Origin of the sequence: Acidobacterium capsulatum ATCC 51196, assembly GCF_000022565.1 — a bacterium.
GTDB lineage: Bacteria > Acidobacteriota > Terriglobia > Terriglobales > Acidobacteriaceae > Acidobacterium > Acidobacterium capsulatum.
Genome location: NC_012483.1, coordinates 2,405,753 through 2,428,748, shown reverse-complemented (window position 1 = coordinate 2,428,748; position 22,996 = coordinate 2,405,753). Strand labels below are relative to the sequence as shown.

The following is a 22,996-nucleotide window of genomic DNA, read 5'->3' as shown; positions in this document are numbered from 1 at the left end:
CAGCGTGTGCCTGTCGTCATCCTTCTCGCAACAGGTAACAGAATGCGGATTACCTTCACTCTTATCCAAATCATCGGCTGCGATCTCACGTGGCCCGCCGCCGAAAGCGCCGCAGCAGTTGATCGGGCAGCGCCGACCCGGTCACGCGCAGCACCAGCAGGCCCACCCCCAGCCAGATCACGGTGGCCAGCACCAGTAGGCCCAGCTCTTCGAGCCTTGAATGGAACGGAATCACGCGGCGCAGCCCCAGCAGCACCAGCAGCGCCACGGCCGAGGCCGCCAGCGCGCGGCCCATCTCGCCGTATTCCAGCTCGGCAATCGAGACCATCCGCTTCTTGTGCAGCAGCACGGCCAGCGTCAGCGTCTGCAGCAGAATGCCGATGTCCGACGCAATCGGCAGCCCCAGCGGCCCCATCGAGTGGTACAGCCGCCAATAGACGGGCAGCGAGGCCAGCGTCACAGCAGTCCCCGCAATCATCGGCAGCAGCGTGTTGCCTGCCGCATAAAAGGCGCGTGCATAGATGGCCTGCGCCGCCCACAGGCAGAGCGAGAGCGAGAAGACGCTGAAGTAGAGCGCCATGGCATGAGAGTCCGCACGCTGAAACTTGCCGCCTCGCAGAATCAGGTCGAGCAGCGGAAACCCCATGGCCAGCATGAAGCCCGTCAGCAGCAGTGAAAAGGCCAGAATGCGCGACACCGCCCGGTTTACGGCATTGCTGAAGGCCGGCACATTGCGCTCCGTGAAGAGCGAAGCCAGAAACGGCAGCGAGGCCGCGCCCGCCGCCTGCCCCAGCGCTACCGGCGCGTTAAAGAACTGCTTCGCATACGTCAGCAGCGTCACCGCGCCATTCGTGCTCGAGGCAAAGTAGTTGATGATCCAGGTATCGGCCGTTACCAGCGAGACGCCCAGCATCAGCGGCAGTGAAAGCCCCACCCACTCGCGCAGCCCCGGGTTCTTCAGGTCGATCTCAAAACGAAAGCGCATGCCTGCGCGGTGCGCCCAGATGGCATTGAGCAGAAAGGGACCCAGAAACGCGCCGGCCACCGCGCCCAGCGCCAGAGCGGACGCGCCCAGATGCCGCGCCAGCAGCAGCCCGCCCACAATGATGCCCACGTTGTAGATGAGTGGCGTAATGGCCTGCAGCGCAAACTGCTTGCGCACCAGCAGCACGGCGCTGAAGACGCCTCCGGCCAGAAAGCAGAGCTGCGCCGGCAGCAGAATGCGCGTCAGCCGCACGCACAGCGCCGCCTTGCCCGGGTCGCTCCTGAAGCCGTGCAGCACCAGGTGAACGTAGGCCGGCGCCGCGAACTCGGCAATCACAATCGCCGTGCCCAGCACCACCAGCATGGTGCTCAGAATCACCGACATCACCCGCTCGCCCTCAGCCTCGCGGCCCTCGCTGCGATATCGGTTGAGCATCGTGATAAAGATGATCGAAGTCGCGCCGCCCACCAGAAAGTACTGCAGCTTGTCCGGCAGCATGAAGGCCGCGTTGAAGGCGTCGGCGGTCGCGCCCGTGCCCAGCAGCCAGGCAATGTACTTCACCCGCACCAGCCCGATCACGCGCGACAGCATCGCCGCTGCCATCAGCAGCACGGTCGCGGTAAAGGCCGAGTGGCTGTGCGAGGGCCGCAACAGGCGCATCGCCTGCCGCCATCGCGGATCGGGGGCAGGCGAGTTCACCGGAGGCTGCGCGGAAGAGGACATCAATGGAGCGATTCTACTAGGCGTCCTTCCGCGCTCCCCGCCTCACGACATGCTTTTGACCTTCTTCTCCAGATCCGGCACAAAGCCCTTCTGCGCGGCCGGACTCATCTTCTTCGCGACCGCTATCGCTGCCCTCCATGCTGCCACGGCCTGCTGCTTCTGCCCCAACGCCGCCTCGGCATCGCCCAGCGCCGTCTGCCCAAACATGCTTTGCGGGTCGATCGTCACCGCCTGCTGCGCCAGGGCGAGCGCGGCCTGCGGCTGGTGCTGGCCCAGCAGCGCTTCGGCATGTTGTGCGCGGCTCATCGCCGCCGCCTGCGGCACGGCAAAGGTGCCCTGATAGACCATCACGCCGTAGTCGATCATCGCCACCGGTTTGGCATGCTGAAAAGGCCGGTAAGGATTCAACTGATTGCTCGGCCACTCGCAGCCGCTCAGATCACCCGCGCTGATAAAGACCGTCCCATGAATCACCGGCGGCACCAGGCTCGATCCGCCCATCCACATGGTGTCGGCCGTGGGCATCATCTGGCAGTCGATGCCATACACCGAGGGCCTGATCTCAGGATTCGCAAAGTAGGCAAACCAGCAGGGCTGCCCCGGATGCCGGTCGCGCCACTCCTTCACCTGATAGAGCTGCTGCGCCCAGTCCACATTGGCGTCGCTGAGCAGGTTATGCACATTCGCCGGACCACCCCACGCGCGATTGGCATACGCGAGATAGTTCGGAAACACCGAAAGCGCCGAGGCCACATGCGCCGAAACCAGCAGTCCGCAGACGGCGGCCCATGCCGGAACCCATCGCCCCTCGCGCCGTGCGAGCGCCATGATACCCCCGCCCACCAGCACGGCGGCCATCGCATAGAGCGGCAACACGTGGCGCGCGCCAATGTCCATGCCCGCATACATCGCAATCGCAAAGTAGAGCGCCGCAGGCAGCACCAGGTAAGCCACCTCGCGCCCCCGGCGCAGGCGTCCGGTCACGAGAGCAAAGGCCGTCAGGGCCAGCAGCGCCAGCAGTCCGAGCGTCGTCTTGATGAGCACCGCCACCGGGAAGTACCACCACACCGCATGCGCATACACGTGGCCCAGAATGTAGGTGGGATACCCCTGCGCCATCAGCTTCACGTCCACCAGCCCCATCAGTTCTGACTCGGGCAGCAGGTGCCAGTGCGCAAAGGTCAAAATCACCGACTGGTCAAAGTGGCTCAGCCCCGCCGCATACGCCGCCAGCGAGGGATGCAGCTCCAGCCCGGCAGGCCGGGCAGCATACCGGAAGCCATAAAACGCCCACAGCACCAGCACGCCGCCCACGAGGATAAATACCAGCGCTCCCGCCAGCCGCAATGCCGTGCGCCCGCGCTGCCCGCGCGCTGCCGCAATGGCCTCCCACGCAATCAGCACCACCAGCATGGGCGCCAGCAGAATGCCCGAATGCTTGCTCGCAATCAGCAGCCCGGCCGAGAGTGCGGCCAGCAGCAGGCGTCCCCAGCCCGGCTTCTTCACGTAGCGGTAAAAGGCATAGATCGACGTCAGAAAGAACAGCGTCACGCCCATATCCGTCGTCACCAGCGCGGAGTGCGCCAGCAGGTTCGGGTCAAAGCTCGCCATCGTCAGCGCAAATAGCGCCGCGCCGGTCCCGAAGAACTCGCGCGCCATAAAAAAGACCGCCAGCGAAAGCCCCACGGCGAGCAGCCCCGTCATCATGCGCATTTCAAAGACCAGATGCTGGCTCCCGCCATCATTGCGGGCCAGCCAGTCGCGGCCATCCAGATAAGCTTCGTTCTTGAAGAAGCGGCCCTGCAAGGGCGGCGTCCAAAGCTGCCGCCCCAGCGTCGGTACGGCGGCCAGCAGCTTCACCAGCGGCGGATGCTCGGGATTCAGCCCATAGTCGCCAGTCTTCCACATCATGTAGCCCGAGAAGGAGTGGTCGCCTTCATCAAACGTAAGCGACTCGCGATGCACTACATAAGTGAATTGCGCCACCTGAATCAGCAGCAGCGCAACCACCGCCAGCGATACCCAATGCTTCCTGAGCCAACCCGGAATCCGCGGCAAGAACGCCCTCCTGAAAACTCCGGGTCATTCTACGCAGGTGTGCGTGCTCCTTGTAAGGCCATTACAATCACACCTGCATGTCGACCACCGTTCGCTCGTACTGCAAGATCAATCTCGGGCTGGCCATCGGACCCAGCCGCGCTGACGGCTATCACGCGCTCACCACGCTCTACCAGACCGTGGCGGCGCATGATCTGGTAACCGTCTCCGCCGCGCCGGTCGCTGGCCGCAAGCGTACCCTCACGCTCACGAGCAACGACGCGCGCGTGCCTTCCACGGCCACCGGCGACGCCGAGCGCAACACCGCCTACAAAATTGTCGAGAAGACTCTCCAGGTCACCGAAATCGCGGCCGACGTGACCATCCACATAGAGAAGCGGCTACCCGTGCAGGGCGGTCTCGGCGCTGGTTCGGCCAATGCGGCGGCGGCGCTGGTGGCGCTGGAGCGCGAGCTCTCCGCTCGGCCCGAGTGGGCAGCCGCCGGCCTGTCTGGCCCGGAAAAGCTGCTGCTCGCCTCTGAGGTCGGCTCCGATGTGCCGCTGTTTCTTATCGGCGGCTCGGTGCTGGGGGTCGGTCGCGGCGAAGAGGTCTATCCGCTGCCCGATCTGCCGGCCATGCCCTGCGTGCTGGCGCTGCCCGAGGTCGGGGTATCCACACCGCAGGCTTTTCGCGACTGGGACGCGCTGTACACCCTTCCGGCCGGTCCCGCGCCGGGGATGGCTTTCTATAAGAAATTGACCCACCTGCAGGCGTCCGATAAACTATCTCAGTTGAGTCGTGCTCTGGCTTCGGCCATGTGTGAGCCGCACTCCTCCGGTGTCTTGCCTGTTGGCGAAGATCTTGCCGAGAATCCAGTTCTCGCGCTTGTCCGTACCGGGATTGAAAACGACTTTGAAGAAGTCGTGTTTCGTCAGCATCCCTCACTCGGTCCTATCAAGCGCATACTTGCGGATTCCAGCAGCCCGGAGCAGTCCGCGCTCTATGCCGCGTTGTCCGGCTCCGGATCGGCCCTGTTTGGCCTCTACCGGACCGAAGCGGCCGCCAAAGCCGCCGAGCAGCGGCTCACCGAACACGGCATTCGCTCGTTGCGGACCGAAACCCTTCCGCGCGGGCAGTACTGGAGTTCGATGGTGGTGGAGCAGTCTACGCCGCCGGGCCACAAGTTCTAGCAGAAACCAGTTTTTACTGGGCGATCGACTAATGGTAGGTCAAGTGCCTTTGGAGCACTTTGTCTAGGTTCGAATCCTAGTCGCCCAGCCAGTGATGCTACAGGCATACTGTTCCGCAGCAACCCATGCGGCCAGGTCTGCCTGATGTTAAGTTCCGGCAGCAGGACGCCGGTGAAACGCAGGGACACCAACGCCAACCAGCTTGGGAGGACTCTAGTGAAGACGGAAGCAACGGAAACAGTGACGCCCACGACCACCACCACCGAGATGCAGGAAGCCACAGGCTCTTCCACGGCTCAGGCCACGCGCGCCAAGGGCAGCGCGGCCACGTCGAGCCGCCGCCGCTTCAGCCTGAGCGGTGACAAGCATTTCAAGATCTTTGCCGGCTCGGCCAATCGCGACCTGGCAGAAAAGGTCTGCGAGCATCTGGGGGTGACGCTGGGCGAAACCAAGCTGCAGCGCTTCGCCGATGGCGAAATCTACTTTCAGTTGCTTGAGAACGTGCGCGGCGCTGACGTCTTCCTGGTGCAGCCCACCTGCTACCCCGTCGATCAAAATCTGGTCGAGCTGCTCATCATGATTGACGCGCTCAAGCGCGCCTCGGCCGGCCGCATCACTGTGGTGGTGCCCTATTACGGCTATGCCCGGCAAGACCGCAAGGACCGCCCTCGCGTGGCCATCTCCTCCAAGCTGGTCGCCGACCTCATCACGACCGCCGGGGCCAACCGCGCGCTCTTCATGGATCTGCACGCGGCCCAGATTCAGGGCTTCTTCAATATTCCGGTAGACCACATGTTTGCGAGCCCGGTGCTGGTCAGCTACTTTCGTGAGCTGAACATGCCCAATCTCACCGTGGTTTCCCCCGATGCTGGCGGCGTCGAGCGCGCCCGGCACTTTGCGCAGAAGGTCGATGCGCCCATGGCCATCGTGGACAAGCGCCGCACCGACATCAATGTGACCGAAGTGATGCATGTGATCGGCGACGTCAAAGACCGCACCTGCCTCATTGTCGATGACATCGTGGACACGGCAGGGACGCTGGTCAAGACCGTCGATGCGCTGCTGCAGGAAGGCGCCACCAAAGTTTACGCATGCGCTTCGCACGCCGTGCTTTCCGGCCCGGCCATCGAGCGCATCGCCAACTCGCGGCTTGAAGAGCTGGTCGTGACCGATTCCATTCCGTTGCGCCCCGAGGCGCAGCGCGTGGCAAAGATTAAGGTTCGTTCGGTCTCCGGCCTGCTGGCCGCGACCATCGAGAGCATTCACATGGAGACCAGCGTCAGTTCGCTGTTCAATTAACAAGCTGTTAGCTACTAGCTTTTAGCTATTAGCTGGTATGCCAAAACTAAATACGCGTTTTCTGCGGAAGCAGAGCGTACACAAAGGGAGCGGACGAAAGAGACAGCAAACGAGCCGAGAGCTAACAGCTAAAAGCTAGTAGCTAACAGCTAAAAGCTATTCTTCCCGTGCCCGAAAGGAAAAAGCGAGAGCATGATTACTCAGGAAGTTGTTTCCGCAACGCCCCGCGAGGGCAAGTTCAACAAAAACGCAGCGCGCCGCGTGCGCGTCCGGGGCCGCATCCCCGCCGTGGTGTACGGCGCGGCCGAGCCGCCCCAGGCCATCGAGCTTGATCCCAAGCAGATCACCCGCATTCTGCATTCTGAAACGGGCCACAACTCGATCTTTGACCTTGAAATTGGCGGCGTAAAGACGCAGACCAAGGCCATGATTGTCGATTGGCAGTATGAGCCCATCAAGGGCAACCTGATTCACATCGACCTCAAGCGCATCGCGCTCGACAAGCCGATTCGTGTTTCGGTGCCAGTGCAGTTGACCGGTACGCCGGTGGGCGTGAAGACCCAGGGCGGCATTCTCGATCAGGTGCTGCGCGAGGTCGAAGTCGAGTGCCTGCCCAATGACATTCCCAGCCACATCGATGTCGATATCACCGAGCTGGCCTTCGGCACCATTCTGCGCGTGGCCGACCTGCCGCACGGCGACAAGCTCAAGTACATCTCTGACGAGAGCAACACCGTGGCGCATATCGTTTCGGTCAAGGAAGAAGCAGCCCCTTCGGCCGATGCACTGGCCGCCGCGGGTCCGGCCGAGCCGGAAGTGGCCAAGAAGGGCAAGACCGACGAGGCCAAGAAGTAAGTGCCCGGTGTGTTTCTGGTGGTGGGTCTCGGCAATCCGGGCATCGAGTACCAGTTCACGCCGCACAATGCCGGCTTTCTCGCGGTAGACGCCATCGCCGCCGAGCACAATGCAGTGGTGAGCAATCGCCGCTGCCAGGCGCTCACCGGCAAGATTCAACTCGGGGGACGCGAAGTGATTCTCGCCAAGCCTGAGACTTATATGAACCTGAGCGGAGTTGCAGTCTCCGCTCTGGTTCGTGAATTGAATGCCGACCCCGTGCGCGACCTGCTCGTGCTGTATGACGAGCTGGATCTGCCGATTGGTTCCATTCGCGTGCGGGAGCGCGGCAGCCCGGCCAGCCACAACGGCGCTCGCTCTATCTGTTCGGCGCTTGGCACTGCGGACTGGCCGCGGGTACGGATTGGCGTAGGACCTTCGGGGGAGGATGACCTCTTCCGCAAGGGTAAGAATTATCTGCTGACGCCCATGCGCAAGGCAGATCTGGCCACGCTCGACGGCGCGCTGGAACGCACCGCCCGGGCCGTGGAAACAGTGGTGACGCGCGGTATCGGCGTGGCCATGAACGAGTTCAACCGCAGGGAAAACAACGGCCCGGCGGCGTAACAGAATTTATTCGAGAAGCAGACGGCTAACCGCTGCCGGTTTCTCAGGGAAAAGAGAAGCACATGGATCGTTTTTATGAAGTGATGTTTATTGTCCGCCCCGACCTGGCGGAAGAAGAAGTGGACAAGATCATCGCCAGCCTCGAACAGACGGTGACCAACGGCGGCGGTACAATTCGCTCCACCGAGAAGATGGGCCGCCGCAAGCTGGCTTATCTCGTTCGCAAGTTCAGCGAAGGCAACTATATTCTGCTCACCGTCGATGCCGATGGCCCGCTGGTGGCAGAGCTGGAGCGCCGCCTGCGCGTAACCGAGCAGGTGATCAAGTTCATCACCGTGCGCATGGATGAGGAAGAGAAGCGCCTCAACAAGATCAAGGCCATTCGCGCCAGCCGCACCAAGGTGAGCGATCAGCCGGCTGCCGTTGAGGCTGCAGAGGCACCCGCTGCACCCGCGGCTCAGGAAGAGTCGGCTCCGGCCAGCGCTTAGTTTTACAGGCGGCCACGCCCCCGGGCGAGCCGCCACTGGTGACAGCCCAGGCTGTCCGCAATCAAAAAATTGTCACCGCCGGAGAACAGCCGGCGGAGAAGGATACGCAACATGGCAGAAGAAACCAATCAGCAGGCGCCCGAAAGCGGCGCGAGCTCTTCGCAACCCACTTCCCGTCCCTCCGGCCCGCGTGGCGGTTCGGGTGGCCGCAAGTTTTTCCGCCGCAAGAAGGTCTGCAAGTTCTGCACCGAGAAGATCGACGCGATTCCTTATCGTGACGTTCGTCTGCTGCAGCAGTTTGTGGCCGAGCGCGGCAAGATTGTGCCCCGCCGCCTGACCGGCGTCTGCACGACGCACCAGCGCCGCCTGACCCGTGCCATCAAGCAGGCTCGCAACATCGCTCTGCTGCCCTTCGCGGCGCGCTACTAAAAGATCAGCGGGTGCGCCACCAGCCGGCGCGGCCGTGTGCCGCGAGGTCTGTGCGCTCCAAGGAGAGAGTTCTCACATGGAAGTCATTCTGAAAGAAGATATTGAAACCCTCGGCCACCGTGGCGACATCGTCAAGGTCGCCGACGGCTACGGCCGCAACTACCTGCTGCCCAAAAAGCTCGCCATGGAGGCGACGGCTGCCAACAAGGCCGTGATTGAGCAGATGAAGGCTTCGGCCGTCCGCCGCTCCGCCAAGGAAAAGGCAGAGGCCGAGCAGCTTGTGGCTCAGCTCGATGCCGTGGCGCTGGTGTTTGAGCGCAAGGTTGGCGATCACGACCACCTCTTCGGTTCGGTCACCTCGTCTGACATCGCGCAGCAGCTCGAGCAGCAGGGATTCCACATCGACCGCCGCAAGGTGCAGCTTGAGGAGCCCCTCAAGCAGACCGGCGAGTTCCTCATTCCGGTCAAGCTGCATCGCGAAGTCACAGCGCACGTCAAGGTGACCGTGAAGGGCGAAGAGACGGCCGCGTAGTCTCCGGAAAAGATTTTGCCGCGATTGAAAAACTCGCGTCAGAGTTCCTCCGGTGAAATCAGTACTGTATGCGCGCACGGCACGGCTATCAATGCCGTGCCGTGCGCGCTTTATGATGCATTTGAAGCCCAAGGAAGGATTTGCCATCTATGTCCCGGCCGATTGCCATCTATTACGAGCAGCCCAACTGGTTCAAACCGCTCTTTGCCGAACTGGACCGTCGCGGAACCCCCTACGTCAAGCTCCATGCTCCCGATCACTCCTGGTCGATTGAGGATCATCCCGAGGAGCGCTACTCGCTGGTGGTCAACCGCATGAGCCCCTCGGCCTGGAATCGTAATCATGGCGATTGCATTTTTTACACACAGGGCTATCTGGAGCATCTGCAGGCGCGCGGCGTGCGGGTCATCAATGGGCTGAAGGCATTTCGTAATGAGCTTTCGAAGGCTGCGCAGCTCTCGCTGCTCGACAGCCTTGATCTGCCCTATCCCAGGGCGCGCGTCATTCATCGCGCGGCGCAGGCCGTACCGGCCACAGAGGGGCTGCGCTGGCCGGTCGTCGTGAAGCCGAATATCGGCGGCAGCGGCGCGGGCGTCAAGCGCTTTGACACGCCAGAGCATCTGCAAGCCGCATCCGAAGCGGGCGAGCTGGCCTTCGGGCTCGATTCCACGGCGCTGGTGCAGGAGTTCATACCCGCCCGCGACGCGCATATTGTGCGTGTGGAAGTGCTGAATGGCAAATATTTGTACGCGATCAAGGTACATATCACCGGCGAAACCTTTGATCTGTGCCCGGCGGACATCTGCCGCACGCCCACCGGCATTGAGCTCAACCGTGCCGCCTGCGCACTCGATGCGCCGAAGACAGGCATCAGCGTCGAGGGCTACACGCCGCCGCCCCAAGTTGTCGCCGATGTGGAGCGCATCATGGCGCACGCCGGCATCGAACTGGGCGGCATCGAATACATCACCGATGATCGCGACGGGCAGCGCCTCTACTACGACGTGAATGCGCTCTCAAACTTTGTGGCCGACGGCCCGCGTGTGATCGGCTTCGATCCCTTTGTCAAACTCGTCGACTGGCTTGAGGCAGAGGCAGCCACACAAAATGCGCGCGAACCGCACGCAGCGTTGGTATAGCATCGCACGCACCCCATTTGGCAAGAGCCCACGATGACAGGAGAAACAACGATGCGCTACGGCTTCTGGCTGCCGGTATTTGGAGGATGGCTCCGCAACGTCGAAGACGAGCAGATGGAGCCCACCTGGGACTACGTGAAGCACCTGGCCCAGCGCGCCGAAGATCTCGGCTATGACCTCACGCTCATCGCCGAATTGAATCTCAATGACATCAAGGGCATCGAGGCTCCCTCGCTCGATGCCTGGTCCACTGCGGCCGCGCTCGCTGCCGTCACACGCAAGCTGGAGCTGATGGTTGCCGTGCGGCCTACCTTTCACAACCCGGCATTGCTGGCCAAGCAGGCCGCAAACATTGACCGCATCTCCGGCGGCCGCCTGACGCTCAATGTGGTCTCGAGCTGGTGGGCGGATGAGGCCACCAAGTATGGCCTTCACTTTGATCAGCACGATGACCGCTACGCGCGCACCTCAGAGTGGCTGGATGTACTGAACGGCTGCTGGTCGCAGCAGGGCTTCTCCTTTGAGGGCAAGTACTACAGCGTCAAAGACAACACGCTCTCGCCCAAGCCGCTCTCGCAGCCACGCCCCACGCTTTATGCGGGCGGCGAGTCAGAGACGGCGAAGAATCTAATCGCGCAGAAGTGTGATGCCTACCTCATGCATGGGGATGATCCTGCAACCGTCGGCAAAAAGATTGCCGACATGCGCGCACGCCGCGAATCCTTCGGCCTGCCGCCCATGACCTTCGGCGTGGCTGGATACGCCATCGTGCGCGACAGCGAGGCCGAGGCCCAGCGCGAGATTGCGCGCATCACTGACGTGAAGCAGTCCGCGCGCGGTTACGCCAACTACCAGCAGTGGATCACCGGCTCAAAACTCGAGCAGAAAATTTCTCTTGAAGATTATTCGGTCTCAAACCGGGGTTTGCGCAGCGGCCTGGTCGGCACGCCTGAACAGGTGAGCGCGCGCCTCGAAGAGTTTGCCAGCGTAGGCGTTGAGATCGTGCTGTTGCAATCGAGCCCGCAGTTGCAGGAGATGGAGCGTTTCTCCGCGCAGGTGATGCAGCCGGCGGCGGCTCGCTAACAGCCGGCCGCCGCCCGGCACATATCAGTCCTGGCTCGCGGTCTTCTTCAAAGGCTTGCGCGCGAAGTAGTAAAGCGAAAAGGCCAGAAGCGCAAACATGCCGACCGACACCCAGTCGTTGTAGAGAAAGGTGTGCGGCAGGGTGATGATGTTTTCTTTGTGCACCACGCTCTCGTAGAGCTTGAGCGCTACACCCATCAGGCCCATGATGCCGCCGGCCGCAATCAGGCCGCTGGCATAGAGCGAGCCCGGGCTGATTTCGCTCTCGGTGTCCTCGCCCGATTTCGCCGCCGCGCGATCCACCATCCAGCGCACCACGCCGCCCACAAAAATTGCGAGGGTTGTCGCAATCGAGAGGTAAGCGCCCACGGCGAATGAGAGCGAGCGAATGCCCAGCAGCTCCACAGCGATGACCAGAAAGACGCCCAGCAATACCAGGCCCCATGGCAATTGCTGTGTCAGAATGCCATTGATGACCGTCGCCATCAGACGTGCCTGCGGTGCCGCGGCACGCGCGCTGCCGATGCCCTGAATCCACTGCACCTGAATCTTGCCGGTCGCCGGATCATACAGATATTTGCCGTCGGCCAGCTCATGCGAGCCGAGCGCATTCAGCACAATGAAAGGATGCCCGGGCATCATCTGCGTCTTGTTGCCCGGCTCGGTCACGGCAATCTCTGAGCGGTCTAGATGGCCCTGCACCTGCACGCCCTGATGCGGCGCGCTGATGTTCCACGTGCGCGACATGGGTACAAATTGTTCCAGCCCGCGATTCATCGCATTGAGCGTCGCGCCAATCGCAACGGTGGAAACGCAGACGCCAATCATCAATGCGAGTTGCTGCTTCCAGGGCGTGGAGCCCACCAGGAAGCCCGTCTTCAAGTCCTGCGAAGTATCGCCGGCATTGGCCGAGGCAATGCAGACCACGCCGCCGATGGTGATGGCCAGTGCGCCAAAGGCCGGGGCCGTCCAGCCCTGCACCAGAAAGATGGCCGAGGTCGCCATCAGCGTGGCGATCGTCATGCCGCTTACGGGATTGGCCGAGCTGCCGATCAAACCCACAATGCGCGATGACACGGTTACAAATAGAAATCCGAAGATCACGATCAGCACCGAGGCCGCGAGATTGGCTATCCAGCTTGTCTGCGCGCCCGGAATCGGCTTGAAGGTGAGGAAGAAAAACATCATCAGGATCACGGCCACGCTGCCGATCAGCACCGTGCTCATCGGGAAGTCGCGGTCCGTGCGCGCCGAGCGGGCTGCGGTCGAATTCGCGGACTTGCGCAGATCGGCAATGCCCGAGCGCAGCGCGCTCACAATGGTCGGAATTGTCTTGATGAGCGTGATCAGGCCAGCCGCGGCCACCGCGCCCGCGCCCATGGGGCGAATGTAGGCTGCCCACAGATCGCCCGGCGACATCTGCGAGACCGGCTTCGTCGCCGGATAGAGCGCACCTGGAAAGTGCGAGCCAAAGAAGTAGATGGCCGGCATCAGCACGAGCCATGAGAAGACGCCGCCGGCAAAAATGGTGCCCGCCACGCGCGGCCCGATGATGTAGCCCACGCCCAGATACTCCGGCGTGCAATCGGCGCGAATCGCCGCGCCCTTCAACACATGCTGCGGACCAAAATCGGGTTGGTAATCCGGCGTGTCAGGCCATGCGCCCAGCAGGTTTGCATTCTGAAAGAGCGTGTAGACGCCGCCCAGCCCGAGCGCCAGAAAAACGCGGCTCGCAAAGGATCCGCCATGCTCGCCTGCCAGCAGCACGTCCGCGCAGGCCGTGCCTTCGGGATACGTGAGGTTGCCATGCTCCTCCACAATGAGTTGCCGCCGCAGCGGAATCATGAAGAAGACGCCCAGCCAGCCGCCCAGCAGCGCGAGAATGAAGATGCGCGAATACTCCAGGTTGAAGCCCAGAAAAATCAGCGCGGGCAGCGTGAAGATCACGCCCGAGGCAATCGACTGGCCGGCATTGCCGGTGGTCTGCACGATGTTGTTTTCCAGAATCGACGCGCGGCCCAGCGCGCGCAGCACGCTGATCGACAGCACCGCAATCGGAATCGACGCCGCTACCGTCAGCCCTGCCTCGAGCCCCACGTAGACAGTGACCGCGCCAAAGACCAGGCCAAAAAAGCAGCCCAGCAGAATGGCGCGGAATGTCAGCTCTTTCCGGTTTTCTTCTGCGCTTACATAAGGTCGAAACGTCGTGCTCAAAGGTACTGCCTCCCTGACGGGTTTTGTGAATTCGCTGGAAAGGGGGAGTTTATCAGTCCGTCCATAGGCAAAAACAGTAGTTCCCGCTTGAAAACAGAGGCCCTTCAAGCGCAGAATGCTAACCCAATACATGACTTGGCACGCTGATTGCTACATAGATCAGTGAGAACACCAAAGAGACAGCGCTAAACAGGCGCCGCAAGAAAGGAAAGAGAAATGCGTATCTTGTTCTATTTGCTGAGTATCCTCGTGTTGTGGGGCGTCTATGAGATGGGCAGCATGGCCATCCAGCAGAGCCGCGAGTGGTCCCTGAAGCTGAATCCTCAGGCGCCGCGCGAAGAAACACTGCGTAAAAGTTTCATTGTCAGCGGGAAAGTCTTACAGGCTGTTGCCTTGGTCTGGGGTTTTCTTGACGTGGTGGCAGTATTGCTTCTGCTGACAGACTTCGTGGCGCAGTAACTCGGTCAGACTGTCCGGGGAACACTCCGCTGCGATTCCGGCGATGCAATTCCGCCTCGCAGTGATCGAAAATTGCGTTCTCCTGCGCGGGGCGATAGATTCAGTGCGGGTTTGTTTATGATTCGCCTGCGCCCCCACCATCTTCTCTGCATGCTCACCTACGCGGGCAATGGATACAGTGCGCCGTTTGTGGCGAATTTTGACGCCCTGGCGCGGCGCATCGCTGACGGACGGCAAACAGTCGAGATCACTTCAGGGCATGACGACATCTGCGCGCCGCTGGTTTGCGGCCCTGACGGCCACTGCACGGGTGCCAGCGTGCGGGAGCGCGACCGGCTTGCCTCAGAGGACGTCTCCAGCTTGCTCGGGCTGCAGGTTGTGCCGGGACTGCAGATCGTTCTCAGTGCGGAACGCCTGGCAGGGTTGCGCGCCGCGTTTGCGTCCGGCCGTGTGCGTCGCGCCTGTGAAGGTTGCCAGTGGAAGCCGTTGTGCGACGGCATCGCGCAGCAGGGTTTTGCAGGGACGCGACTGCTGGAGAGCCTGGTTGCCAGGCCTGAGGACACGCGCCGATCCGGCTGACTTCTCTGAGTCCCCGGTGGCTCGACGTTGCGCTGCCGGTGCAATCTCCGTATACTCGTGGCCAAGAGGGAGCCGGGCGCTCTCAGTCCGGCTTACCGTGAGGGGTGAGCCTTCAGCAGTCAGACGCATCTGCTGCCGCATGAAGTTCCGCCATCCGAGATGTCGGCCTGGCGCGCGGTGGTTCGCGTGCTTCGAAGTACCGCTCACGACACGGTTTCCAACCTTTCTACTGTTCTTCTGCCATCTCCCTGCCGCCTTTGCGGCGAGCCGCTTCAGGAGATGACGCGCGTTCCGGTCTGCTCTTCCTGCTGGAATCATCTGCCCGCGCAAGCGGGCATTCTCTGCCACCTCTGCGGCGAACTTCTTCCGCACCATTTCTCTGCTGAAAATTCAGAACCGCATTGCCCGGCCTGCGCCGAGGCCGCGCCGCCGTTTGTCCAGGCCGTGGCGCATGGCGTGTATGAAGGCGGGTTGCGAGAGCTGCTGCATCTGCTCAAGTACGATCGCATGGAGCCGATCGCCCCTCGTCTGGCGACCTTAGCCGCACAGCATATTGTCGCGATGCACGATCTGCCTGCCGCGCTGCTGGTGGTGCCCGTGCCGCTGCATCGCAGGCGCAGGCACGAGCGCGGCTTCAACCAGGCTGAGCTGCTGGCTCAGGGCATCGTGGGCGCTCTGCGCCACCTACGCCCGCAAATGAGCCTTCGCTTGAGTGCGGGGGGGCTCGAGCGCCGCAGGGCTACGGAAAGCCAGGCGGGCCTCAGCCCGAATCAGCGTCGCGTCAATGTGCGTGGCGCTTTTTTTGTGCCTGAGGGCCGGGCGCAGGCTGCCGTCAAAGGCCGCGACGTGCTGCTGATCGACGACATTTACACCACGGGAGCGACCGCCCACGCCTGCAGCCTGGCGCTGCGGCGGGCCGGAGCCGCCAGTGTGCGCGTGGCCACTGTCGCGCGTGCGCAGCGCTTTGATGCGCTGCTGCGGCCAGCAGGGTCTGGCGCCCCCGAAGACGAGTTTGCTGTCACTGCGGAGCAGGCATCGGAGCAGGAGCGGCCGATGCACGAGGATGTCGCGTTCTGGGGAACCAGCGACGCGGAGGTGGGCGAACAGACCCTGAATTGAGGGAAAGGATGTCACTCGGGAGAGCTATGATTCACGCACGCAAGCAGAAATCCCTGGCCAAATGCCATGCCATGGCAGACGCGGAACCCCGCACTCCGGCCTCGCGGCAATCGATGCAGACTCCGGTGCTCGTGCTCAATGCGTCCTACGAGCCCATCAACATTTGCGGCGCGCGCCGCGCTCTTGTGCTGGTGCTCAAGGGCGTCGCCCGCACTGAGGAAGAACAGGGAGCCATTCTGCACGCTGCGCGCGCGCATATGCCGCTGCCATCGGTGATCCGGCTGCTGGAGTACCGGCGCATTCCGCACCAGACGCGGGCGCTCTCGCGCAAGAACATTCTGCTGCGCGACCGCAACACATGCCAGTACTGCGGCGTGGTGCTGCCGGCGGGCGAGTTGACGCTCGATCACGTGCTTCCACGCTCGCGCGGAGGGCTCTCCACGTGGGAGAATCTGGTCGCCTGCTGCCACGCCTGCAACCGGCGCAAGGGCAACCAGTTGCTGCACGAGCAGACGGAGATGAAGCTGCTGCGCGAGCCGCGGCCCTTCTCGTTGCACACGAGCCGCCACATCATGCGCATGATCGGCCACTCGGACCTTAAATGGAGAAAGTATCTCTATTACGAATAATTTAAGAAAGGCTTGATTTGCGCTCACACCAGCCGGGCGCCGGCGATGTCTTCGAGAACGCGCAGGGGTGAGACTTCTGGCCGGACGAGCGCTTCAGGCTGCACGAGGAAGGTTTGCTCGAGGGCGTATTGGCCGGCGAGCACGGCGTGGGGAACCGTGTCGGTGTAGACCATCCAACTGGAGCCGGCCGGGAACTGCCACGGATAGCGGGCGGTTTGCTGCTGGTAGGTCTCGTTTTCCTTGAGGAAATTGTGGAAGCGCATCATGAAGTCGTCATAGGGGGTGCGCTTGAGGCCGGGCAGGGCTTTGCTTAATCCCAGGGCGCGGCCGAGGGCCTTGCCGGAGCGTGAGACCAGCGTGCCGGGCCGGGGTGCGATCTGCGCCGGGGCAAACTGGCGCACAGTCTGGGCAAAGGGGTCGCCGACGACCCAGTCGCGGGTGCGATCCGGGTGAATGTTGTTGAAGAAGCGCAGGATGCGCGCGCCGTGCGTGGGCCGCGTGGGGAAGGCATCGGTGTGCAGGCGGTCATTGCGGCGGCGCAGCGGCAGGTCGCGGTTCTGCTCCTCCTGGGGGCGGAAACTGGCGTAATCGAGCTTCCATTGGGCGGCGTAGGGGGAGAGGAATCCGGTGAGGAAGCGCACCACGGATTGCGAGTAGCCGCGCATGACGGACTGCAGGCGGGCGACGGCCTCGGCGTTGGCGGTTTTGGCGTCAAAGCCGCTCAGCTTGTCGAGGCTGGGCTTGTAGGCGATGTTTTTGTGCAGCGAGCTGTCGGTCTGCTGCTGGCCGCGCAGAAAGGCGATGTCGTCGGGGGAGAGCGCGATGGGCGTCTGGGGAAAGTAGAGAATGTCGCCGCTTTCCAGTTGCGCGCACCAGTCGCGAGCCTGTTCCGGGGTGGGGGCGTGGCCCTCCACCAACTGGTCGAGGGAGATTGTGACAAGCGCCATCGTGACCTGCCTTGGATCTGAGCCGGCGTTCGGCTGCCTTTGACGGGGAAAAGCCCGTAAGCAGCGGCTCACCTCGGCTAGAATACAGGTTTATGGTAGAGACTGCTTCCGCCGCGCCGGCCTCTTCTCCGGCGCTTCTTACTGCATCGCAGGTTGCCCAGCAGGCACAGGTGGTGCAGGCACCGAACGGCATCTGTTACGCGAGCTTTGGCGCGACCCACCTGGCTGAAAGCGATCTGGAGCGCACGGTGCAGGCCGTGCCCGCGAGCGTGGCCGCGGCGCTGAGCCGCCGCGCTTACTATTTTGTTCCGCTCACCATTCACGAAGACGAGCAGGTTTCGATTGCGCCCGACTACACCGTAGAACTGGGCGATCGCGCCATTTGCCACCGCAACGTGCCGTTTGGATCTTCGGAGTACACCTTCATCTCCACGCGGCTGATGCATGACCGCTTCGCGCTGGCCTTTGAGTTCTTCATCAACGCGGGCCACCACTTTGTGGAGACTGTCGGCGTGCCGGAGAGCTTTCACGAGATGGTGACGTCTCAGGCGCGGGCCGGGGTGCGCGGCGAAACGAGCCATGACGCCTGGGAGAGCCGCCGCCGGGCCTTTGATCCTCAACATAAGGGCCAGGAGGACGAGCAGGCCAAGAACGCCTACTTTGCCGCGACCTTTGCCGATACGCTGGCGATCTATATGCTCTCGCTGACGGTGGACTTCGATTACGTGGACCTGCGGGAGCGGGAGTATCCGCTGCTGACGGCCCCGGCGCTGGCGGAGCGTCTGCGGCATGTGGCGGCGCTGTTTCCGCCGAACAGCGGATACGAGTTCGAGATTCGCTACCGGCGGCGGAGCTGAGATGATTGCGCATCTGAGGGGCACGCTGCTGAGCAAGCAGCCGGGGCAGGCCATTGTGGAGTGCGCCGGGGTGGGCTACGACGTGGCCATCAGCGTGCCCACGTTCACGGCGCTGCCGGCCGAGGGCGCCGAGGTGCGGCTGCATATTCACACGCAGGTGAGCGAGGATGCGATTGCGCTCTTCGGCTTTCTGGACCGGGAGGAGAAGCGGCTCTTTGAGCGGCTGATCACGGTGTCAGGCGTGGGGCCGAAGCTGGCCATCAAGATGCTGAGCGGGCTGAGTCCGGAGCGGACGGTGGCGGCGCTGCGCGCGCAGGACCATGCGAGCCTGACGCGGATTCCGGGCGTGGGCAAGAAACTGGCCGAGCGGCTGGTGGTGGAACTGAAGGACAAGCTGGATGACCTGATCGCGGCCGCGCCAGCGGCGGGTCCGGTAGCGGCTGGCCCGGCGGCCGAGGATGTGCTCTCGGCACTGTTGAACCTGGGCTACCAGCGGCCGGCGGCGCTCAAGGCCATCGAGACGGCGGTCGAGAAGGATGCGGCGGCCGGCGAGGATTTCGACCTGCTCTTCCGGGCGGCGCTGAAGCTGATCCGGTAGCGCGCGGCGGAATGTGAATGCGAAATCACATTCTGGGCGGTTGCGTGCGGTTTTCAGGCTATTTTTCAAGCTAAACAATTGAAAAATAAGGCGATTATCTTGCGAGCGCGGAAAATGTGAATATGAAATCACATTTTTCGCAGAATTTGCGCGGTGATCGCTGCGTGCGCTGGAGGTAAGTGTATTTTTTTCAGATGCTTGCGCAGGATACAAAAGGAATGTGAATGTGAAATCACATTTGCACATATTTTTTTAGAGGCTTGCGGATGTGCGGGCCGGCATTGGCGTAAGTCGCTGGCGTGATTGATGTTATGGGTGAAATGCGCATTATTGTAAATGTGATTCTGGATTCACATTTTATTTGAGCGAAGCGCAGCCTTCTCCATATTATTGATTTCAAACTGTTTAGTTGTCCGGTAGCGGGGCAGGGCCTCGCTTTTGGGTGAATTCCTCTGATTCCAGAATAGCGAAAATGGGGTGAATTTCCGGCGGCCACCCGGCGGGGCGGTTTGGGCTTCTTATCTCATCATGGGAAAACCGTTGAAGGCGCAGACGTGGTTTCTGGTGGGGCTGGTCACAACGATGCTGGGGTGTGTGGATCTGATGCGGCATGGGATTCCGCATTGGCCGGCGCTGATTTGTTTTGCCGGGACGGCGGTACTTTTCTGGACGGGGAATCAGGTGCGGAAGCAGAACGAGCGGGCGCGCAAGGCGCGGGAAGAGGCGCCGGAGTCGAAGGTGGCGACGGGAGGTTGAATTTCTGTGGCCGGGCGATGGGTCTTGCGAACGGGACTTCGGGAAGGCGTGCGGGAGGTCCGGAGCGGGAAGGTCCGGGTGCCTGCCATGGTTGGCTGAGACACCCGGATCGGGTTCCGGTTTGCGCTGGTGGCGCTATTGCAGAACGTTGGCGTAGAGGGTGTAGCTGCTATTGCTTCCGGTGACGGGATCTCCCCAGGCTACTGCCATGGAGGAGGAACCATTGACGGCGGCCACGGGGAAGGTTGCGGCGGATGCTCCGGCGGTTGGCAGGGGCAGATCCGCCTGGATGGGATTGCCCCACGATCCGGAACCGGAAGACCAGATGCTCTGGTAGATGTCGCCGTTGGAGCCGGAGCTGGAAGCGCTCGGGGGCTGATTCCAGAAGACGGAGACCTCGCCCTGCGTGGGGCCGATGGCCAGGGCCGGGATTCCGGCGACGGTGCCGGAGGGCAGGGTCTGGACGAGGCTGGGCGTGCTCCACTGGCTGGTGGAGGCATCGTAGCGGACGGCCTGGACGGTTCGAGGCGAGTTGATGCCTGCGATCCAGGCGACGGTGACATTGCCCTGAGCGTCAACGACCAGGGGAGTGGGGAAACCGACGTAAGGATTGTTTGAGCTGGAAGTGTCTAGCTGAACAGGTTTGGACCAGGTGGAGGAGCCAGCGGCGAGGCGGCTGGCGTAGAGATCGGTGGCACCGCCGGCCTGGGGGCTGGCCGTCCAGATGGCGGTGGTGTTGCCGGAAGTGTCGGTGACGGCGTCGGGAAGCGAGGTGACTATGCCGGGTGCGGTTCCTCCGGGCTGGACGTCAATTTCCACCGGTGTGCTGAAGGGCCCGGCGCTGCCAGAGGCCGTGGCGGCGTAGACGCCGGAGGCGCTCTGCTGGCTGGGGTCATTGTTGGGGACGATATTCGCCGTCCAGAGGACGGTGAGGGCGTTTTGCGGCGTGGAGGTGATGGTGAAGTTGCCCAGGAGCGTGGGCGACTGGGCGGCAGTGACTGGAGCGCCCCAGGACTGCGTTTGAGGCGCGAAGGTGGCGACCTGAACGGAGTCAGTGAGAGAGCCGCCATAGGCGGCGGCTATGTCTCCATTGGACATGAGCGTGGCCGCGCTGCCGGAGGCGTCGGGAATGCTGAGCGTGGCGGGCTGGGACCACTTCGAAGAGCCTGCCAGAAGCGTGCTGGCGACGAGGTAGGACTGAAAGCTGGCGTCGCTGGCCTGGAAGAGGACGGTGGTATTTCCAGATGCGTCGCTGGCCGCGAAGGTGATGCCGCCGTGTGCCTTAAGGGTGGAGGTGGCGGGGATGAGCGCGACGGGGGTGGTCCAGGAGGTGGAACCAGCGGCGAGGCGGCTGACGTAAACCTGGCCGGAGGGATCAGTCCATGCGAGGGTGTCATCGCCGGAAGCATCGGCGGCGATCTGGGCAGGTTCGGGATTTGGGCCGTCGAACACGGTGGCTGTGCCGAGTTGGACGGAGTTAGCGGCGCCGGGAGTGGGGGTGTTGTTGGAGCCGCCTCCGGAGCCCGATCCGCCTCCAGGAGCTGTGCCTGAGGTAGATGAGGAGCCTGAGGAGGAGGAGCCACCGCTGCATCCGGCGAGGACGAGGCCGAGGGAGCAGAGGGCCACGAGGAGCAACCGGGAGGGGGCGGATCTGGCTTTGAAAAAGGAAAGAAGGGAAGAGGGGGAGTCCTGAGAGCAGGTGAGCATGATGGTAGGGTATAGCACGCCCATTATAAGTTGAATATCATGCCGCCTATCTTGATTGCTTGCAGACGCGCGGCGCTTCTAAGTGGCCCACAGTAAGCTGCAGAAGTGGATCAGCCCAGGGAGCTATCGCGCAGGACGCTGAGAGTGCGGAGAAGAGCCGCTGGGATGGTGGGAGAAGCCTCGGGCGGCCTTTGGCGGTCGAAGCATCGCCGGGATTCTTCGCTGCGCTCAGAATGACGCATCGCGGGTGGGGGCGGGTCATTGGCGGCGAGGGAATGCGGTCCCTCCGCTCGCCACCTCGGGCACGAAGACCTGTTCCCGGGGGGCCCGGTTCGGCCTTTGGCCTCAGAATGACGCCTCGGTGGGGAACGGGTTTATTGGGCGGTGGCTTCGGGTTCCAGGGCCGCTTCCGGCTGGCTGGGGCTGGCGATGGGGAGCGGGTTTTCGGCCAGTGATTTGAAGGCCGAGTAGACGAAGGAGCCGAGATACCATCCGTCGAGGTAGTTGTAGGGCGGCTCGCCGGTGGTGTAGTGGCCGCAGGGCAGGACCTTCGAGACGAAATCGATGCCGTAGGCGGCGAAATTATGCAGCACCTCCTGCGAGTACTGGCGGAGGAAGGTGAGGTCGTAGGTGGCGTGGACGACCAGCACCTTTTTGGGGTGGCGGGCGAAGCGCTGCATGTAGGAGACGGGGCTGATGGCGCGCCAGACGGCATCGAGGCGGGCTTGCGTAAGGCCGGCGTCTTCGAGGCCGGCGCGGATGTGGCGCGTGCTCTGGCCGGTCCAGACAACATCGCCAAAGCTCATGGAGGCGTGGTTGAAGGCGTTGACCTGCAGGCGCGGATCGAAAGCCGAGGCGATGAAGGCGTAGCAGGAGCCGAGGCTGGTGCCGAGGATGCCGAACTGCTCGTAGCCCTGGGCCTGAAGCCAATCGAGGCAGCAGCGGATGTCCACCACGGCCTGACGGCAGGCGGCGAGGGTGCGGCCGATGTTGGCGCTGACGGCGTAGTCGGAGCGCTCCAGCTCGGCGGGGCGGCGAATGTCATGGAAGGGCTTGCTGAGGCGCAGCGCCGAGATGCCGAAGCGGTTGAAGAGCGTGCAGAGCGCGTTGTGGCTGAAGGCGTCGGCGTTCCACTGGGGCATGACGATGATGGCCTGTCTGGGCTTGCCGGCCTGGCGCTCGGGCGGCGCGGGAAACCAGCGCGCGTTGACGAGATCGTTTTCAGGGTAGGGCGTGCGGACGGGCGAGGTGAAGCGCAGGAATTCGGCCGTGGGGAGCTGTCCGTCGCGGGCCTGCTGCTTGAGCTCGGCGTCTTTTGCGAGGGTCTCCGGGCGGACGTTGGTGGGGAAGAGCTCGGGGTGGCGGGACTCGAGGCGGTAGTCCGCGGGCGGGGTGTAGTCGAAGAAGGACGGCATGCGCAGGACGGCTTCGTTGAGGGCGAGCATGGCGGCTTCTTCGGCGGCGGGGTTGCCGGTGGCGGCGGCAGCCTGGGGGGCGATTCCGGCGGTTTCGAGGAAGTCGGCGAGCCAGTCAAAGCCCCATTCAAGGGGGCGCACGACGCGGTTCTCATCGCGGGTGGTGAGGGCGGTTTCCCAGCGGTACATCCAATTGGCGTAAAGCTTGCCGAACATAGCTTTATGGTACCGGGTGGGGCTGTGGGAGTTTTTGGGTCGTCAGTCCCCAGTTGTCAGTTGTCAGTTGTCAGTTGTCGGGGGCTGGGTGGGGAATGTGGGTGGCCTGGGGGGATGGCTTGTCCCTCGGGGGC

Annotated in this window: 22 protein-coding genes and 1 tRNA gene; 17 read left to right on the top strand and 6 right to left on the bottom strand. The window is 62.8% G+C overall.

Translation table 11 applies throughout. The annotated features are described in order from the left end of the window. Positions 1–85 precede the first annotated feature (85 nt). Together murJ and ACP_RS09890 are read right to left on the bottom strand one after the other, a co-directional pair. On the bottom strand, positions 86–1,708 hold the full coding sequence (gene murJ / locus ACP_RS09895) for a murein biosynthesis integral membrane protein MurJ (protein ID WP_015897174.1): 1,623 nt from the start codon (positions 1,706–1,708) through the stop codon (positions 86–88). A 42-nt stretch (positions 1,709–1,750) separates the two neighbouring features. Further along, positions 1,751–3,766: an ArnT family glycosyltransferase gene (locus tag ACP_RS09890; RefSeq protein ID WP_015897173.1), complete on the bottom strand. Its 2,016-nt coding sequence runs from the start codon at positions 3,764–3,766 to the stop codon at positions 1,751–1,753. Positions 3,767–3,843: 77 nt separating this feature from the next. Here ACP_RS09890 and ispE point away from each other — a divergent pair, with 77 nt between their 5' ends. From ispE to ACP_RS09840, 10 genes are all read left to right on the top strand, one after another. After that, positions 3,844–4,935 (top strand): 4-(cytidine 5'-diphospho)-2-C-methyl-D-erythritol kinase, encoded by a 1,092-nt coding sequence (gene ispE / locus ACP_RS09885; RefSeq protein WP_015897172.1) that lies wholly within the window; start codon positions 3,844–3,846, stop codon positions 4,933–4,935. A gap of 17 nt (positions 4,936–4,952) precedes the next feature. Further along, a tRNA-Gln gene (locus ACP_RS09880) sits at positions 4,953–5,026 on the top strand. Between the two features lie 125 nt (positions 5,027–5,151). Beyond that, the gene (locus tag ACP_RS09875) at positions 5,152–6,234 is read left to right on the top strand and encodes a ribose-phosphate diphosphokinase (RefSeq protein WP_015897171.1); all 1,083 of its coding nucleotides are present in this window, start codon (positions 5,152–5,154) and stop codon (positions 6,232–6,234) included. Positions 6,235–6,426: 192 nt separating this feature from the next. Then, entirely contained in the window at positions 6,427–7,089 is a 663-nt protein-coding gene (locus ACP_RS09870) for a 50S ribosomal protein L25 (protein ID WP_015897170.1), read from the top strand. 9 nt (positions 7,090–7,098) lie between these two features. Continuing rightward, positions 7,099–7,695, top strand: a complete 597-nt coding sequence (pth, locus tag ACP_RS09865; RefSeq protein ID WP_015897169.1) for an aminoacyl-tRNA hydrolase — start codon at positions 7,099–7,101, stop codon at positions 7,693–7,695. Positions 7,696–7,757: 62 nt separating this feature from the next. After that, positions 7,758–8,183, top strand: a complete 426-nt coding sequence (gene rpsF / locus ACP_RS09860; protein WP_015897168.1) for a 30S ribosomal protein S6 — start codon at positions 7,758–7,760, stop codon at positions 8,181–8,183. A 111-nt stretch (positions 8,184–8,294) separates the two neighbouring features. Next, complete coding sequence (rpsR, locus tag ACP_RS09855) at positions 8,295–8,612, top strand: 30S ribosomal protein S18 (protein ID WP_015897167.1); 318 nt, start codon at positions 8,295–8,297, stop codon at positions 8,610–8,612. Between the two features lie 76 nt (positions 8,613–8,688). Next, positions 8,689–9,144 carry a 50S ribosomal protein L9 gene (rplI, locus tag ACP_RS09850; protein ID WP_015897166.1) on the top strand — a complete coding sequence of 152 codons (456 nt, stop codon included), beginning with the start codon at positions 8,689–8,691 and terminating at the stop codon, positions 9,142–9,144. Between the two features lie 149 nt (positions 9,145–9,293). Beyond that, positions 9,294–10,283 carry an ATP-grasp domain-containing protein gene (locus ACP_RS09845; RefSeq protein ID WP_052294779.1) on the top strand — a complete coding sequence of 330 codons (990 nt, stop codon included), beginning with the start codon at positions 9,294–9,296 and terminating at the stop codon, positions 10,281–10,283. A 51-nt stretch (positions 10,284–10,334) separates the two neighbouring features. Further along, positions 10,335–11,366 carry an LLM class flavin-dependent oxidoreductase gene (locus tag ACP_RS09840; RefSeq protein ID WP_015897164.1) on the top strand — a complete coding sequence of 344 codons (1,032 nt, stop codon included), beginning with the start codon at positions 10,335–10,337 and terminating at the stop codon, positions 11,364–11,366. Between the two features lie 24 nt (positions 11,367–11,390). Here the strand turns inward: ACP_RS09840 and ACP_RS09835 are convergent, their stop codons facing one another. Next, positions 11,391–13,580 (bottom strand): OPT family oligopeptide transporter, encoded by a 2,190-nt coding sequence (locus ACP_RS09835; RefSeq protein WP_015897163.1) that lies wholly within the window; start codon positions 13,578–13,580, stop codon positions 11,391–11,393. Positions 13,581–13,805: 225 nt separating this feature from the next. Here ACP_RS09835 and ACP_RS09830 point away from each other — a divergent pair, with 225 nt between their 5' ends. The 4 genes from ACP_RS09830 (at position 13,806) to ACP_RS09815 (ending at position 16,366) form a co-directional block, all read left to right on the top strand. Continuing rightward, a complete protein-coding gene (locus ACP_RS09830) occupies positions 13,806–14,039 on the top strand; it encodes a hypothetical protein (protein WP_169305962.1) in 234 nt (77 codons plus the stop codon). 117 nt (positions 14,040–14,156) lie between these two features. Beyond that, on the top strand, positions 14,157–14,618 hold the full coding sequence (locus ACP_RS09825) for a DUF1284 domain-containing protein (RefSeq protein WP_015897161.1): 462 nt from the start codon (positions 14,157–14,159) through the stop codon (positions 14,616–14,618). Positions 14,619–14,897: 279 nt separating this feature from the next. Beyond that, a complete protein-coding gene (locus ACP_RS09820; RefSeq protein WP_052294778.1) occupies positions 14,898–15,737 on the top strand; it encodes a phosphoribosyltransferase family protein in 840 nt (279 codons plus the stop codon). A 26-nt stretch (positions 15,738–15,763) separates the two neighbouring features. Further along, positions 15,764–16,366, top strand: a complete 603-nt coding sequence (locus ACP_RS09815; protein WP_238525524.1) for an HNH endonuclease — start codon at positions 15,764–15,766, stop codon at positions 16,364–16,366. 23 nt (positions 16,367–16,389) lie between these two features. Here ACP_RS09815 and ACP_RS09810 read toward each other — a convergent pair whose 3' ends face one another. Continuing rightward, positions 16,390–17,313 carry a Kdo hydroxylase family protein gene (locus tag ACP_RS09810; RefSeq protein ID WP_015897158.1) on the bottom strand — a complete coding sequence of 308 codons (924 nt, stop codon included), beginning with the start codon at positions 17,311–17,313 and terminating at the stop codon, positions 16,390–16,392. 92 nt (positions 17,314–17,405) lie between these two features. On the opposite strand from ACP_RS09810, the gene ACP_RS09805 reads away from it, so the two are divergent. From ACP_RS09805 to ACP_RS09795, 3 genes are all read left to right on the top strand, one after another. Continuing rightward, positions 17,406–18,170: a hypothetical protein gene (locus ACP_RS09805; protein ID WP_052294777.1), complete on the top strand. Its 765-nt coding sequence runs from the start codon at positions 17,406–17,408 to the stop codon at positions 18,168–18,170. A 1-nt stretch (position 18,171) separates the two neighbouring features. Further along, positions 18,172–18,768, top strand: coding sequence for a Holliday junction branch migration protein RuvA (gene ruvA, locus ACP_RS09800; protein ID WP_015897156.1), 597 nt, complete (start codon positions 18,172–18,174; stop codon positions 18,766–18,768). Positions 18,769–19,308: 540 nt separating this feature from the next. Next, the gene (locus ACP_RS09795; RefSeq protein WP_041839471.1) at positions 19,309–19,524 is read left to right on the top strand and encodes a hypothetical protein; all 216 of its coding nucleotides are present in this window, start codon (positions 19,309–19,311) and stop codon (positions 19,522–19,524) included. 135 nt (positions 19,525–19,659) lie between these two features. On the opposite strand, the gene ACP_RS09790 is transcribed toward ACP_RS09795, so the two are convergent. Together ACP_RS09790 and ACP_RS09785 are read right to left on the bottom strand one after the other, a co-directional pair. Beyond that, entirely contained in the window at positions 19,660–21,150 is a 1,491-nt protein-coding gene (locus tag ACP_RS09790; RefSeq protein WP_148215115.1) for a hypothetical protein, read from the bottom strand. Between the two features lie 455 nt (positions 21,151–21,605). Further along, a complete protein-coding gene (locus ACP_RS09785) occupies positions 21,606–22,862 on the bottom strand; it encodes an alpha/beta hydrolase family protein (protein WP_015897153.1) in 1,257 nt (418 codons plus the stop codon). Between the last annotated feature and the right edge of the window lie 134 nt (positions 22,863–22,996).

Bases quoted from the DNA above. Each gene is read 5' to 3' on its own strand.
- murJ (WP_015897174.1), bottom strand. From the start codon at position 1,708: ATGTCCTCTTCCGCGCAGCCTCCGGTGAACTCGCCTGCCCCCGATCCG.
- ispE (WP_015897172.1), top strand. From the start codon at position 3,844: ATGTCGACCACCGTTCGCTCGTACTGCAAGATCAATCTCGGGCTGGCC.
- ACP_RS09870 (WP_015897170.1), top strand. From the start codon at position 6,427: ATGATTACTCAGGAAGTTGTTTCCGCAACGCCCCGCGAGGGCAAGTTC.
- rpsF (WP_015897168.1), top strand. From the start codon at position 7,758: ATGGATCGTTTTTATGAAGTGATGTTTATTGTCCGCCCCGACCTGGCG.
- rpsR (WP_015897167.1), top strand. From the start codon at position 8,295: ATGGCAGAAGAAACCAATCAGCAGGCGCCCGAAAGCGGCGCGAGCTCT.
- rplI (WP_015897166.1), top strand. From the start codon at position 8,689: ATGGAAGTCATTCTGAAAGAAGATATTGAAACCCTCGGCCACCGTGGC.
- ACP_RS09845 (WP_052294779.1), top strand. From the start codon at position 9,294: ATGTCCCGGCCGATTGCCATCTATTACGAGCAGCCCAACTGGTTCAAA.
- ACP_RS09840 (WP_015897164.1), top strand. From the start codon at position 10,335: ATGCGCTACGGCTTCTGGCTGCCGGTATTTGGAGGATGGCTCCGCAAC.
- ACP_RS09825 (WP_015897161.1), top strand. From the start codon at position 14,157: ATGATTCGCCTGCGCCCCCACCATCTTCTCTGCATGCTCACCTACGCG.
- ACP_RS09820 (WP_052294778.1), top strand. From the start codon at position 14,898: ATGACGCGCGTTCCGGTCTGCTCTTCCTGCTGGAATCATCTGCCCGCG.
- ACP_RS09815 (WP_238525524.1), top strand. From the start codon at position 15,764: ATGATTCACGCACGCAAGCAGAAATCCCTGGCCAAATGCCATGCCATG.
- ACP_RS09810 (WP_015897158.1), bottom strand. From the start codon at position 17,313: ATGGCGCTTGTCACAATCTCCCTCGACCAGTTGGTGGAGGGCCACGCC.
- ACP_RS09805 (WP_052294777.1), top strand. From the start codon at position 17,406: ATGGTAGAGACTGCTTCCGCCGCGCCGGCCTCTTCTCCGGCGCTTCTT.
- ruvA (WP_015897156.1), top strand. From the start codon at position 18,172: ATGATTGCGCATCTGAGGGGCACGCTGCTGAGCAAGCAGCCGGGGCAG.
- ACP_RS09785 (WP_015897153.1), bottom strand. From the start codon at position 22,862: ATGTTCGGCAAGCTTTACGCCAATTGGATGTACCGCTGGGAAACCGCC.